The organism is Pseudomonas sp. FP818, assembly GCF_030687335.1.
Taxonomy (GTDB): domain Bacteria; phylum Pseudomonadota; class Gammaproteobacteria; order Pseudomonadales; family Pseudomonadaceae; genus Aquipseudomonas; species Aquipseudomonas shahriarae.
This window is the reverse complement of record NZ_CP117427.1, coordinates 3,549,740-3,563,675: the sequence shown is the minus strand read 5'-3', so window position 1 is coordinate 3,563,675 and position 13,936 is coordinate 3,549,740. Positions and strand designations below refer to the sequence as shown.

The 13,936-nt window shown below is 60.4% G+C and carries 9 protein-coding genes and 1 pseudogene; 7 read left to right on the top strand and 3 right to left on the bottom strand.

Annotated elements, in window-relative coordinates:
• The first annotated feature begins 69 nt into the window (after positions 1–69).
• The 4 genes and pseudogenes from clpX (at position 70) to PSH80_RS15820 (ending at position 6,431) form a co-directional block, all read left to right on the top strand.
• A pseudogene (gene clpX / locus PSH80_RS15835) lies at positions 70–1,354 on the top strand (ATP-dependent Clp protease ATP-binding subunit ClpX).
• Positions 1,355–1,514: 160 nt separating this feature from the next.
• The gene (gene lon, locus PSH80_RS15830) at positions 1,515–3,911 is read left to right on the top strand and encodes an endopeptidase La (protein ID WP_057441499.1); all 2,397 of its coding nucleotides are present in this window, start codon (positions 1,515–1,517) and stop codon (positions 3,909–3,911) included.
• Between the two features lie 146 nt (positions 3,912–4,057).
• The gene (locus tag PSH80_RS15825) at positions 4,058–4,330 is read left to right on the top strand and encodes an HU family DNA-binding protein (protein WP_003174819.1); all 273 of its coding nucleotides are present in this window, start codon (positions 4,058–4,060) and stop codon (positions 4,328–4,330) included.
• Positions 4,331–4,559: 229 nt separating this feature from the next.
• The gene (locus PSH80_RS15820; RefSeq protein ID WP_057960062.1) at positions 4,560–6,431 is read left to right on the top strand and encodes a SurA N-terminal domain-containing protein; all 1,872 of its coding nucleotides are present in this window, start codon (positions 4,560–4,562) and stop codon (positions 6,429–6,431) included.
• Positions 6,432–6,494: 63 nt separating this feature from the next.
• Here PSH80_RS15820 and PSH80_RS15815 read toward each other — a convergent pair whose 3' ends face one another.
• Positions 6,495–7,670, bottom strand: a complete 1,176-nt coding sequence (locus tag PSH80_RS15815; RefSeq protein WP_057960061.1) for an MFS transporter — start codon at positions 7,668–7,670, stop codon at positions 6,495–6,497.
• 126 nt (positions 7,671–7,796) lie between these two features.
• Between PSH80_RS15815 and PSH80_RS15810 the strand changes: the two genes are divergently transcribed.
• Both PSH80_RS15810 and PSH80_RS15805 read left to right on the top strand, forming a co-directional pair.
• Complete coding sequence (locus tag PSH80_RS15810) at positions 7,797–8,741, top strand: LysR family transcriptional regulator (RefSeq protein WP_305417441.1); 945 nt, start codon at positions 7,797–7,799, stop codon at positions 8,739–8,741.
• Positions 8,742–8,785: 44 nt separating this feature from the next.
• Entirely contained in the window at positions 8,786–9,583 is a 798-nt protein-coding gene (locus PSH80_RS15805; protein ID WP_128593477.1) for a DUF2242 domain-containing protein, read from the top strand.
• Here the strand turns inward: PSH80_RS15805 and aceE are convergent, their stop codons facing one another.
• A complete protein-coding gene (gene aceE, locus PSH80_RS15800; RefSeq protein WP_305417439.1) occupies positions 9,584–12,244 on the bottom strand; it encodes a pyruvate dehydrogenase (acetyl-transferring), homodimeric type in 2,661 nt (886 codons plus the stop codon). It abuts the gene before it with no gap.
• 155 nt (positions 12,245–12,399) lie between these two features.
• Between aceE and PSH80_RS15795 the strand changes: the two genes are divergently transcribed.
• Complete coding sequence (locus PSH80_RS15795; protein WP_057441509.1) at positions 12,400–12,879, top strand: MarR family winged helix-turn-helix transcriptional regulator; 480 nt, start codon at positions 12,400–12,402, stop codon at positions 12,877–12,879.
• An 18-nt stretch (positions 12,880–12,897) separates the two neighbouring features.
• Here the strand turns inward: PSH80_RS15795 and PSH80_RS15790 are convergent, their stop codons facing one another.
• Complete coding sequence (locus PSH80_RS15790; protein WP_057960057.1) at positions 12,898–13,920, bottom strand: hypothetical protein; 1,023 nt, start codon at positions 13,918–13,920, stop codon at positions 12,898–12,900.
• Positions 13,921–13,936 lie beyond the last annotated feature (16 nt).

Genomic DNA, 13,936 nt, shown 5'->3' with positions numbered 1-13,936 from the left:
GGCGGGCTTGAAAAAGCCCGCATAAGCCTTCATCTTGTGTTGCAAGCCTATCGGATTTGGATCGAACGAATGACTGACACCCGCAACGGCGAGGACAACGGCAAGCTGCTCTATTGCTCCTTCTGTGGCAAAAGCCAGCATGAAGTGCGCAAATTGATTGCCGGCCCCTCGGTCTTTATCTGCGACGAGTGCGTCGACCTGTGCAATGACATCATCCGTGAGGAGGTGCAGGAGGCACAGGCCGAGAGCAGCGCGCATAAATTGCCTTCGCCTAAAGAAATCAGCGGCATCCTTGATCAGTACGTGATTGGTCAAGAGCGTGCAAAGAAGGTTCTGGCCGTAGCGGTGTACAACCACTACAAGCGCTTGAACCAGCGTGACAAGAAAGGTGATGAGGTCGAACTCGGCAAGAGCAACATCCTGCTGATCGGTCCTACAGGCTCGGGTAAAACCCTGCTTGCAGAAACCCTCGCTCGCCTGCTGAACGTTCCCTTCACCATCGCCGACGCCACCACCCTCACCGAGGCGGGTTACGTGGGTGAAGATGTCGAGAACATCATTCAGAAACTGCTGCAGAAGTGCGATTACGACGTAGAGAAGGCCCAGATGGGTATTGTCTATATCGATGAAATCGACAAGATTTCGCGCAAGTCTGACAACCCGTCGATCACCCGGGATGTTTCCGGTGAAGGCGTGCAGCAAGCCCTGCTGAAGCTGATTGAAGGCACGGTCGCTTCCGTACCGCCCCAAGGCGGCCGCAAGCACCCGCAGCAGGAATTCCTGCAGGTTGATACGCGTAACATCCTGTTTATCTGTGGCGGTGCGTTCTCCGGCCTGGAAAAGGTTATTCAAAACCGTTCCACCCGTGGCGGCATCGGTTTCAGTGCAGAAGTGCGCAGCAAGGAAGAAGGCAAGAAGGTGGGCGAGTCCCTGCGTGAAGTCGAGCCTGACGATCTGGTCAAGTTCGGTCTGATCCCGGAGTTCGTTGGCCGTCTGCCGGTCCTGGCGACGTTGGACGAGCTGGATGAGGCTGCTCTGATTCAGATCCTCACCGAGCCGAAAAACGCCCTGACCAAGCAATACGCCAAGCTGTTCGAAATGGAAGGTGTAGACCTCGAGTTCCGTGCCGACGCGCTTAAATCGGTGGCCAAGCGGGCACTGGAGCGCAAGACCGGTGCACGCGGTTTGCGTTCGATTCTCGAAGGCGTATTGCTCGACACCATGTACGAAATCCCCTCGCAGTCCGAGGGTGAGTAAAGTGGTGATCGACGAAAGCGTTATAGAAGGTAAGTCCAAGCCACTGTATATCTACGAAAACAGTGAGCCGGCTGCCAAGGCTGCGCCAGACGCGTAAGCGTTTCGCAGTTTCGGTACAAACAAGGGGCCTCTAGGGGCCCCTTTGTTTTGCATAGGAATTTTTACTGTGTGTAACTGCCAGCATTGAGCTTGTTTTTTTTACACGCAGCCCCCATCTTGGTTTCAAGCTTACTTTCATCTGTCATAGAGGCGAAATCATGAAGACAACCATTGAATTGCCTCTCCTGCCATTGCGTGATGTGGTTGTGTATCCGCACATGGTTATCCCGCTGTTCGTGGGGCGCGAGAAGTCTATCGAAGCCCTCGAGGCCGCGATGACGGGCGACAAGCAGATCCTGCTGTTGGCCCAGAGAAATCCGGCTGACGACGATCCAGGCGAAGACGCCCTGTATCGCGTCGGCACTATTGCTACCGTTCTGCAATTGCTCAAGCTGCCAGATGGCACCGTCAAGGTGCTGGTCGAGGGCGAGCAGCGCGGTGCGGTCGAGCGCTTCATGGAGGTGGATGGCCACCTGCGTGCAGAAGTGGCGTTGATCGACGAAGTCGATGCGCCTGAGCGTGAATCCGAAGTCTTTGTACGCAGCCTGCTGTCCCAGTTCGAGCAATACGTGCAACTGGGCAAAAAAGTCCCGGCTGAGGTCCTGTCCTCCCTCAACAGCATTGATGAGCCAAGCCGCCTGGTCGACACCATGGCCGCGCACATGGCGCTGAAGATCGAGCAGAAGCAGGACATCCTCGAAATCATCGACCTGTCGACCCGGGTCGAGCACGTCTTGGCCCTGCTGGATGCCGAGATCGACCTGCTGCAGGTTGAGAAACGCATTCGCGGTCGCGTGAAGAAGCAGATGGAGCGCAGCCAGCGCGAGTACTACCTGAATGAGCAGATGAAGGCCATTCAGAAAGAGCTCGGCGACGGCGAAGAAGGCCACAACGAGATCGAAGAGCTGAAAAAGCGCATCGACGCCGCTGGCTTGCCTAAAGACGCGCTGACCAAAGCCACCGCCGAGTTGAACAAACTCAAGCAAATGTCGCCGATGTCCGCCGAAGCCACCGTGGTTCGTTCCTACATCGACTGGCTGGTGCAGGTGCCGTGGAAGGCCCAGACCAAGGTACGCCTGGACCTGGCGCGTGCCGAAGATATCCTCGATGCCGACCACTACGGCCTCGAAGAGGTCAAGGAACGCATCCTCGAATACCTCGCCGTGCAAAAGCGTGTGAAGAAGATTCGTGGCCCGGTATTGTGCCTGGTCGGTCCTCCTGGGGTGGGTAAAACCTCCCTGGCCGAGTCGATCGCCAATGCCACCAACCGCAAATTCGTGCGCATGGCCCTCGGTGGTGTGCGTGATGAAGCGGAAATTCGCGGTCATCGCCGGACTTACATCGGTTCGATGCCGGGAAGATTGATTCAAAAAATGACAAAGGTTGGCGTACGCAACCCACTGTTCCTGCTCGATGAAATCGACAAAATGGGCAGCGACATGCGGGGCGATCCGGCATCGGCCTTGCTCGAAGTGCTCGACCCCGAGCAGAACCACAATTTCAACGACCATTACCTGGAAGTCGACTACGACCTGTCCGACGTAATGTTCCTGTGCACCTCCAACTCCATGAACATCCCGCCGGCGTTGCTGGACCGGATGGAAGTGATTCGTCTGCCGGGTTACACCGAAGACGAGAAGATCAATATCGCCGTCAAATACCTCGCGCCCAAGCAGATTTCGGCCAATGGCCTGAAGAAGGGCGAGATCGAATTCGACGTCGAGTCGATCCGCGACATCATTCGTTACTACACCCGCGAGGCCGGTGTACGGGGCCTTGAGCGCCAGTTGGCGAAGATCTGCCGTAAGGCGGTCAAGGAACACGCCCTGGAAAAACGCTTCTCTGTGAAGGTCACCGCCGATGCTCTGGAACACTTCCTGGGTGTGCGTAAATTCCGCTACGGCCTGGCCGAGCAGCAGGATCAGGTAGGGCAGGTGACTGGCCTGGCGTGGACCCAGGTGGGCGGCGAATTGCTGACCATCGAAGCGGCGGTTATCCCTGGCAAAGGTCAATTGATCAAGACCGGTTCCCTGGGTGACGTGATGGTCGAATCCATCACTGCCGCGCAGACCGTGGTGCGCAGCCGCGCCCGCAGCCTGGGGATCCCCCTGGACTTCCACGAGAAGCACGACACCCACATCCACATGCCGGAAGGGGCTACCCCCAAAGACGGCCCCAGCGCTGGCGTAGGCATGTGCACGGCCCTGGTATCGGCCCTGACCGGCATCCCGGTGCGCGCCGATGTCGCCATGACCGGGGAAATCACCCTGCGCGGCCAGGTATTGGCCATTGGTGGCCTGAAGGAAAAGTTGCTGGCGGCCCACCGTGGTGGCATCAAGACGGTGATCATTCCGGAAGAGAATGTTCGCGACTTGAAGGAAATTCCTGACAACATTAAGCAGGATCTGCAGATTAAACCGGTTAAATGGATTGACGAGGTCCTGCAAATTGCGCTGCAATACGCGCCGGAGCCCTTGCCGGATGTGGCTCCGGAGATAGTCGCGAAGGACGAAAAACGCGAGACTGACTCTAAGGAAAGAATTAGCACGCATTAATACGTTTAAGCCTGGTGGCTTCCTTGACAGCTTTTTAGAGCCCTTGTTATAAAGCGGCTCTTAAGTGTCTGTAGGCCATTCAGCACTGGTTTTTGCTTTCACCAAAAAACTTAGAATCATACTCAATAGATATAAGGGGACTTAGAGTGAACAAGTCGGAACTGATTGATGCTATCGCCGCATCTGCTGATATCCCGAAAGCCGCTGCTGGCCGTGCGCTGGACGCAGTAATCGAATCCGTCACTGGCGCTCTCAAGGCCGGCGACTCCGTGGTGCTGGTAGGTTTCGGTACTTTCTCTGTGACCGATCGCCCAGCTCGCACTGGCCGTAACCCACAGACTGGCAAAGCACTGCAAATCGCTGCTGCCAAGAAACCAGGTTTCAAAGCCGGTAAAGCCCTGAAAGAAGCCGTTAACTAAGCTTCGTTCAAGCCTTTGCCTATCCGGGCTGGACGCTGGTCTGGCCTGGCAGCGGAGCGGCAACTGACCCGAGTATCCATCGGGTCGCTACGCCGGGGGGCGGGTTCAATACCCGTCCGTTCCGCCAGTTACGAGAAGGCGCATCCTCGGATGCGCCTTTCTTCTATCCGGATTCTACCCACGCTCCACGGTTGCCTAATTTTGAAGTTCAACCGTTTCTGGGGGACGCATGCTGCAGAATATCAGGGACAATTCACAAGGCTGGATTGCCAAGACCATTATCGGCCTCATCGTTGTATTGATGGCTTTCACCGGTATCGAGGCCATTTTCCAGGCCACGACCAACAGCCAGGACGCGGCCAAGGTCAACGGTGAAGAAATCAGTCAAAACGAGCTGAGCCAGGCCGTCGACATGCAACGTCGGCAGCTGATGCAACAACTGGGCAAGGACTTCGACGCGTCCTTGCTGGATGAAAAAATGCTGCGCGAAGCGGCCCTCAAGGGCCTGATCGAGCGCAAGCTGCTGCTGCAAGGCGCGGCGGATTCGAAGTTCTCCTTCTCGGAAGCTGCACTGGACCAAGTGATCCTGCAGACCCCGGAGTTCCAGGAAGACGGCAAGTTCAGCGCTGAGCGCTTTGACCAGGTGATCCGTCAACTGGGCTACAGCCGTATGCAATTCCGTCAGATGCTGACCCAGGAAATGCTGATCGGCCAACTGCGTGCAGGCATTGCCGGCAGCGGTTTTGTCACCGATCAGGAAGTCCTGAACTTTGCGCGCCTGGAAAAACAGACCCGTGATTTCGCCACCGTCAGCGTCAAGGCCGACCCGGCCGCAGTGAAACTCACTGACGACGAGGTCAAGGCTTACTACGACCAGCACGCCAAGGAGTTCCTGACCCCGGACCAGGTCGTCATCGACTACCTGGAGCTGAAGAAGGCTTCGTTCTTCGACCAGGTAACGGTCAACGACGATGAGCTGCAGGCCCTGTACGAGAAAGAAACCGCCAACCTCGCTGAACAGCGTCGTGCCGCGCACATTCTGATCGAAGTCAACGACAAGGTGACCGAGGCCCAGGCCAAGGCCAAGATCGACGAAGTCCAGGCACGCCTGGCCAAGGGCGAAAGCTTCGAGGCCCTGGCCAAGGAGTTCTCCCAGGATCCGGGCTCGGCCAACAACGGCGGCGACCTGGGTTTTGCAGGCCCTGGCGTCTACGATCCTGAGTTCGAAAGCGCCCTGTACGGCTTGAACCAGGACCAGGTCTCGGCACCGGTACGTTCCAGCTTCGGCTGGCACCTGATCAAGCTGCTGGGTGTTGAAGCGCCAGAAGTGCCATCGTTCGCCAGCCTGAAAGACAAGCTGACCCGCGAGCTGAAGACCCAGCAAGTGGAGCAGCGCTTCGTCGAGGCGACCAAGCAACTGGAAGACGCGGCATTCGAAGCCTCCGACCTGGCCCAGCCAGCTTCGGACCTGAAACTGACCGTGCACACCTCGGCGCCGTTTGGCCGTGAAGGTGGCGAAGGCATCACGGCCAACCGTGCCGTGATCCAGGCAGCTTTCAGCCCTGAAGTGCTGGATGAGGGTGCCAACAGCACCGCCATCGAACTGGATCCGGAAACCATCGTAGTCCTGCGCGCCAAGGAGCACCGCAAGCCGGAGCAACTGCCGCTGGAAAGCGTGGCGACCGCCATCCGTGCCCAGATGACCAAGGAGCGTGCAAGCGCTGCGGCGAAGGCTCACGCTGACGAGCTGATCGCCAACCTGCGCGATGGCAAGCTGGCGTTGGACAAGCCGGTTGATGGTCAGGCCTGGAAAGTCACTGAAGCGGCCACCCGTGGCCAGGAAGGCGTTGAGCCTGCCGTACTGCAGGCACTGTTCCGCATGGCCAAGCCTGTTGCTAAAGACAAGCCGACCTTTGCTGACGTGACCCTGCGTGATGGCAGCTTGATGATCGTGCGCTTGAACAGCGTCACCGAAGGGGCTGCGCCAACCGAAGAGGAGAAGGAGCAGTATCGTCGCTTCCTCGCTTCGCGCGTCGGCCAGCAAGACTTCGCTGCGTTCCGCAAGGAACTGGAAGCCAAGGCTGACATCAAGCGCTTCTGATGCTGTGATAGCGTCTCCAAAAAAGACCCCGGCCTGAAACCGGGGTCTTTTTTTGCCTGTTTGTCAGGTGCGGCGAGGCTGTAGGGTGGTGATCAATGCCAGCGTAGCCAAGGCGGCAACGACCCAGGGAAACCACATGACGCCCCATCCCTGAAGCAGTATGCCGCCCAGCAGCCCACCGCTGGCAATCCCCAGGTTCCACACCGTCACCAGCATCGACTGGGCTGCATCCGCCGAGTCACCGGCCGATTTGGCCAGCGCGGTTTGCAGCAAGGCGGGCAAGCCGCCAAATGCCAGGCCCCAGATGGCGACTGACAGGTAGACGACCTCGGTAGAGGCGATCCACAGCCCCAGGGCCAATGCCGCAGCGGCAAACAGCGTGCAACTGATCACCAGCAAGACCTGCAGCAGGCGGTCAATCAACAGGCCGACGATCCAGATTCCCATCAGCGCGGCCAGGCCAAATACCAGCAACACCCGGTCGATGTCGGCGCTAAGCCCTGCGGGCACCAGGAACGGCGCGATATAGGTGTACAGAATGTTGTGCGCCAGCACGTAGGTAAAGGTCACCCACAGCACCGGACGCACCCCCGGCAAACGCAGGACCTGGCGCAAGCCCAGGCGCTGTTGCGCACGTTGCCCGGCAAAGTCCGGCACCTGCCAGCGCACCCACGCCAGTAGCAGCACCGTCAGCCCGGTCATGATCGCAAAGCTCAAGCGCCAACCCACTGCAGTGCCCAGAAACGTGCCGGCAGGTACTCCAAGGGATAACGCCAGGGGCGCGCCCAGCATTGCCACGGCAATCGCCCGGCCCTGTAGGTGCGGCGCCACCATGCGGCTGGCATATCCTGCCAGCAGTGCCCAGAGCAAACCCGCGAACACCCCGGCCAACAGCCGTGCGACTAGGGTCAGCCAATACACGCTTGATAGTGCCGTGACACTGTTGACTAGCGCGAAGCCACCAATGGCTAGCATCAGCAAGGGGCGGCGGCGCCAGCCACGGGTGGCGATGGTCAGGGGGATGGCGGCCAGCAACGAGCCGAGGGCATACAGCGTGACGAGCTGGCCGACCAGCGCCTCGCTCACCCCGAGGCCGGCGCTCATCTGGGGCAGCAGACCTGCGGGCATCGCCTCGGTGAGGATGGTGATGAAGCCGGCGGTGGCCAGCGCCAGCAAGCCCGCCATGGGCAGGCGTTCGCGCTGGCTGGGCAGGCATTGCGGTGTACTGCAGTCATTCATGTGGCTCGGCTCCGTATTCAAGGCATCAGGACATCGGGGCAGAGTAGGGGGCTGAACGACTTGGAAAAATGGGCTAAGGTTCCGAACTTATCGGACGTTTATATCCGTAATTCGCAGGTAGTGACAATGGACAGTCTGGGCAGTATGTCGGTGTTTGTGCAGGTCGCGGAGACCCGCAGCTTTACCCAGGCCGGTCGGCTGCTGGGGGTCTCGTCCTCGGCTGTGGGCAAAAGCATTGCGCGCATGGAGCAGCGTCTGGGGGTGCGGCTGTTCCATCGCAGTACCCGCAGTATCACGCTGACGGCCGAGGGCGCGCTGTTTCTCGAGCGTTCACGGCGGATCCTGGCCGAGGTTGAAGCGGCCGAGCAGGAGTTGACTGAAGCAGCGACCACCCCCCGTGGCAAATTGCGCATCAGCTTGCCCCAGGTCAGGGGCCTGTTGATGCCAGTGCTGACCGAATTTATGCGGGCCTATCCAGAGATTGAGCTGGACGTGGATTTTTCCGACCGCATGGTGGATGTGATCGAGGAAGGCTTCGACGCTGTGGTGCGCACCGGCAGGCCCGAGGACTCGCGGCTGTCGGCGCGGCTGCTGGGGCACTATCGGTTGGTGCTGGTGGGAGCGCCGCAGTATTTCGCCCTACACGGCGTACCGGCCTGTCCTGCGGACCTCAACCATCATGCCTGCCTGCGTCACAAGTTCTGCGCCACCGGCAAGCTGGAGAGCTGGCCCCTGCGCCATTTACCCGGCGAACCCGAGCCGGTGCTGCGTGCACCGTTGGTCAGCACTACCATCGAGTCGCTAAAGCACGCAGTGCACGAAGGCCTGGGGATTGCCTGCCTGCCGGACTTCATGGTCCGCGAATCCGTCGAGCAGGGCCGCCTGCAGCGGGTGCTGGACGATTACCTGGAGCACAGTGGCAGCTTCTGGATGCTCTGGCCGTCGAGCCGACATGCCTCGGCCAAACTGCGGGTGTTTATCGATCATATGAGCGCCAGGCTTTTTCCTGCACCGCGCGTCGAGCCGGCCAGTGACGTTTTACCGACAGGAATCCGCGCGCGCACCCGGTGATCTGTTGCACAATACCGCCCTGACCGTTTTCCTCAGGATGATCAATGTCGACTTCATTTCACTTGCGTGGCCTTGCGCTCGCGCTGGTGCTGGCAGGCGCCACGGGCTGCTCGTCGCCCAAGACCGCTATCTACGAACATGAGAATTTCGACGATTCCGGTACGTTTTCGCGCAATTACCCGGTCAGCGATGTCGCGGCCTGCGAAGCGGCACGCCGGGCGTTGCTCAGCCAGGGCTACATCATCACCAGCAGCGACCCGAAGCTGGTGAGTGGTAACAAAAGTTTCCAGCAGACCGGTGAGACCCATCTGCAGATCAGCTTCAACGTGGTGTGTGCCGAAGATGGCAGCGGCGAGCATCATGCGACGATGTTTGCCAACGCCCTGCAGGATCGCTACGCGCTGAAGAAGGTCAACAACTCCGCCAGCCTGGGGGTGGGCGTGCTGGGTTCGGTGTCGATGCCGATTGGCTCCACCGACGACTCGATGGTCAAGGTGGCCAGCGAGACCGTCACCTCACCCAAATTCTATGACCGCTACTTTGCCTTGGTGGACGTGTTCCTGCCTCAGGAAGTGAAGGCCGCCGAACACATTCCCGAAGCGCCCAAGGCCGATCTCGGCGTGCCGGAGCCCAAGCCCGCGCCGGTGGTGGACAAGGTGCAAGCGCCGCAGGAAGCGCCGGCCATGCCTGTCGCACCGCCCGTCTCGGAGCCGCTTGCACCACCGGTGGAAGCCACGCCGATTGCGCCACAACCAGTGCCGGCAGAAGCGCCAGCGCCGACTGCGCCTGTGCTGCCGCCACCGACAGAGACCATCCCGCCGCTGCCGGCCAACGGGCAGTAACTAGACGCCGGCCGGGTCGGCTTTATCGACGTCGATCCCGTAGCGGCTGATTGCCTCGCCGACTTTGGTGCGGCTGATCAGGCCGTCATCAGCCAGGGCCTTCAATGTCGCCAAGACGATGAAATGGCGGTCCACCTCGAAGAACTCGCGCAGCGCTTCACGGGTATCGGACTGGCCAAAACCGTCAGTGCCCAGCGCGACAAAGCGCCTGCCTGTGACGAATGGGCGAATCTGATCGGCGAAGATCTTCATGTAGTCGGTGGCAATCACCACCGGCCCCGGGTGGTCCGCCAGGCATTGCTCCACGTAGCTGGTGCGTGGCTCGTCCTCGGGGTGCAAGAGGTTCCAGCGCTCCACCCCAAGGCCCTCGCGGCGCAGTTCGGTGAGGCTGGTAACACTCCAGACGTCACTGTCCACGGCAAAGTCCTCGCGTAGCAAATCTGCGGCGGCGATCACTTCGCGCAGGATCGAGCCACTGCCCATCAGTTGCACCTGGGCTTGCTGGCCCGCCTTCAGTCGATACATGCCCTTGAGAATGCCATCCTCGACACCTTCGGGCATGGCCGGGTGCGGGTAGTTTTCATTGAGCAGGGTGATGTAGTAGTAAATGTCCTCCTGTTCGACGTACATGCGCCGCATGCCCTCGCGGATGATTACCGCAAGCTCGTAGGCAAAGGTTGGGTCGTAGGACACGCAGCAAGGAACCACCGAGGCCAGCACATGGCTATGCCCATCATCGTGCTGTAAGCCTTCGCCCATCAGTGTGGTGCGCCCGGCGGTGGCCCCCAGCAGGAAGCCACGGGCCCGCGCATCGCCTGCGGCCCAGGCCAGGTCGCCGACACGCTGGAAACCGAACATCGAGTAGAAAATATAGAAGGGCAGCGTCATCAGGCCGTGGTTGGCGTAGGACGTGCTGGCAGCGATCCACGAAGAAAACGCGCCGGACTCATTCAGGCCCTCCTGTAGGATCTGCCCGTCTTTGCTCTCTTTGTAGTAGCTCAGTTGCCCGGCGTCCTGCGGGGTGTAGAGCTGACCCACGGCAGAATGAATACCGATCTGGCGGAACAGGCTTTCCATGCCAAAGGTGCGCGATTCGTCCGGCACAATCGGCACGATCAACTTGCCGATGTTCGGGTCTTTCAGCAGGGCGCCGAGGATGCGCACGAAGGCCATGGTAGTGGAAATGGCACGCTCGCCAGTGTCTTTGAGTTGGGTGGCAAACGCTTCGAGCGGCGGCACTTGCAGGGCCGGTACCGAACTGTGCCGGGCAGGAATATAACCGCCCAGGGCCTGGCGCCGCGCGGCAAAGTAGCGGCCTTCTTCGCTGTCGGCAGCGGGCTTGAGATAGGGGATTTCAGCCAGTTGGTCGTCAGCCACCTCCAGGCCGAACCGGTCGCGGAACGCCTTGACGGCCTCGGCGCCCATTTTCTTGAGTTGGTGATTGATGTTCTGGCCTTCGCCTGCCTCGCCCATGCCAAAACCCTTGACGGTTTTCGCCAGGATCACCGTAGGTTGCCCGGTATGGCGGACTGCGGCGGCATAAGCGTTGTAGACCTTGTCGGGGTCATGGCCGCCCCGTGAGAGCTTCCAGATATCGTCGTCGGAAAGATCCTCCACCAGTGCCAGCAACTCCGGGTATTTGCCGAAGAAGTGTTCGCGCACGTAGGCGCCGTTTTGCGACTTGTAGTTCTGATAGTCGCCATCCACACATTCCATCATGCGTTGGCGCAGCAGGCCGCTGCGGTCCTTGGCCAGCAGGGCATCCCAGCCACTACCCCAGATGACTTTGATCACGTTCCAGCCGGCAGCGCGATACAGGCTTTCGAATTCCTGGATGACTTTGGCGTTGCCCCGTACCGGGCCGTCGAGGCGTTGCAGGTTGCAGTTGACCACGAAGATCAGGTTATCGAGTTTCTCGCGCCCCGCCAGGGAGATCGCCGCCAGGGATTCCGGCTGGTCCATCTCGCCATCCCCCAGGAACGCCCAAACTTTGCGCCCCGCCTCAGGCTTGAGGGCGCGCAGGTCCAGATAGCGCATGAATCGCGCCTGGTAGGCCGCAGTGATCGGCCCCAGGCCCATGGACACGGTAGGAAACTGCCAGAAGTCCGGCATGAGGCGGGGGTGGGGATAGGACGACAGACCCTGGCCGCCGGCCTCGCGGCGGAAGTTATCGAGTTGTGCTTCGTCGATGCGCCCTTCGAGGTAGGCGCGCCCGTAGATGCCTGGCGAGGAGTGCCCCTGGATATACACCAGGTCGCCGGCAAAGGTCTCGGTTCGACCACGGAAGAAATGGTCAAAGCCTACGTCGTAGAGTACCGCGGCCGACGCATAGGTGGCGATATGCCCGCCCACGCCCGAGTGTTTACCGGCGCGCAAGACCATGGCCATGGCGTTCCAGCGGATAAACGCATTGAGCCGGCGTTCGATTGCCAGGTTGCCGGGGTAGGGCAGTTGCCGGTCCACCGCGATGGTGTTGACGTAGGGGGTGGTGACCCGCCCATGGAAGTCGCCATGTCGCGCTACGTCGAAATCCAGCAACTGATCGATCAGGTAATGGGCGCGGGGGCGACCTTCGGTGGACAGCACCGATTCGATGGACTCCAGCCATTCGCGGGTTTCCTGTGGATCGTCGTCGAGTCTTACTGCGTTGTTCGCGTTCATGTGAGGCTCCAGGTGTGCGGATACCAGCGTGCGGTTTCCTTGTGGGAAGGTGATTCGGCACGCTGCAAAAGTAATTGCAATTGCAACTACATGCCTGAATTTAGCGCGGGATGCGCTACCATTGCAACCTTCTCGAATTCCCCGGATGGTGTTGCATGTCGTCGAAAGAGCCTGATGTCTGGTTCCGTTTTGTCAGGGCCCACAGGACAGTCATCCGTGAAATCGAACGGCGCCTGGCCTTGGCCGACCTGCCGCCATACGCCTGGTACGATGCCCTGTGGGGCCTGGAAAGCGGTCCTGATGGCACTCGGCGCATGCATGAATTGGCCGATGTGCTGGCGATCGAGCGCTACAACCTGACGCGATTGGTGGACCGCCTGGAAAAGGACGGCCTGGTGGTGCGCTCGCGCTGCGAAGGTGACGGGCGCGCCGCGTTTGCCTCGATCACCGATGAGGGCCGGGTGTTGCGTAAAAAGATGTGGGGCATCTACGAAAGTACTGTGGATGAACTGTTCCTCTCGCAACTCGACGCCGAGCAACGCCAGGGCTTTGCCGATGCGCTGGAGCGCACGGCCGGGCTGGCGATGCAGGCCAGTGTGCAGACCCGCGGACGGCGCAGGCCTGAAACACCATAGGCAAGGGCATGCTCTTGCTCATTTGAGGGCGTACTGTTGCAGCGCGCGCTCCACTTGTCGCACCTCGATCCGTCCCTCGTCTGCCAGCGCCTTCAGGGCCAGCACGGCAATCCAGTAGCGGTCAGGTGCCGTCGGTTGGACTGAGCCGGCCCCCAGCGCGACAAACCGTGCATCCACATGGGCCGCCAACGGGTCGACGATGGATTGCGGATAGCCGGTGACAGCGATCACCGGGCTGTGGTGGGCCGCCAGGCAATCGCGCAAGTGGCAGCTACGCTTTTCGGCCAGAGGGTGTAGGCGGTTCCAGCGCTCGGCGGCGCGTGCTTCCCGCGCCAGCCGGGTGTAGCTGGGGCAGCTCCATAACTGCGCCGATACGTTCCAGTCGGTCTCCAGCAGCCTCGCTGCATGCAGGACTTCTTCAAGTGCGCGGCCAGCCCCCAGCAAGCGCACGTGCAATTCGCCGGGTGGCTCGCGCCCGATCCGATACATCCCCTTGATTGCATCCTGTCGGTGCTGTGGCGCCAGTCCAGGTCCGTCGTCCTGGTCATGCAGGGCCAGGTAGTAAAATCCGGGCCTGCCGTCGACATACAGCGCGTGCAAACCCGCCAGCACAATCGCTCGGGTTTCGTCGCCGGAGGCTGGATCGTATGGGGTGCACTGCGGGTTGCTGGCCAGCCATAGCGCAAGTGAAGGGTGCGCGCCGTGGCGCCCGGAGGCGGGGCGGGTGTGGATGTCGTTGCACAGAATCCCGCGTTGATCGGTGCCCTGGCAGAGGGCACGCAACTGCGCCGATGAAGTGGCGTTATGCAGGTACAGCAGTGGTTTTTCCCCGGTATTACGCGCAAACCAGGTGGGCCAGGCGGTAATGCGCCTGGAGTGGGATTGGCCGCGAATGACCCAGGCTTGCCGGCGTGTCGCCGGGTGGAACTCCAGGGTGTTGGCCATGGCCATCACTGTATACAGGGGCGAGCTGCGGGGTGGTTGTTGATCGTTGAGGGTGTCGATGCAGATTCGTGCGGATTGCGCAGTGCTGGCAGTCATGAGTCACGTCCCATGG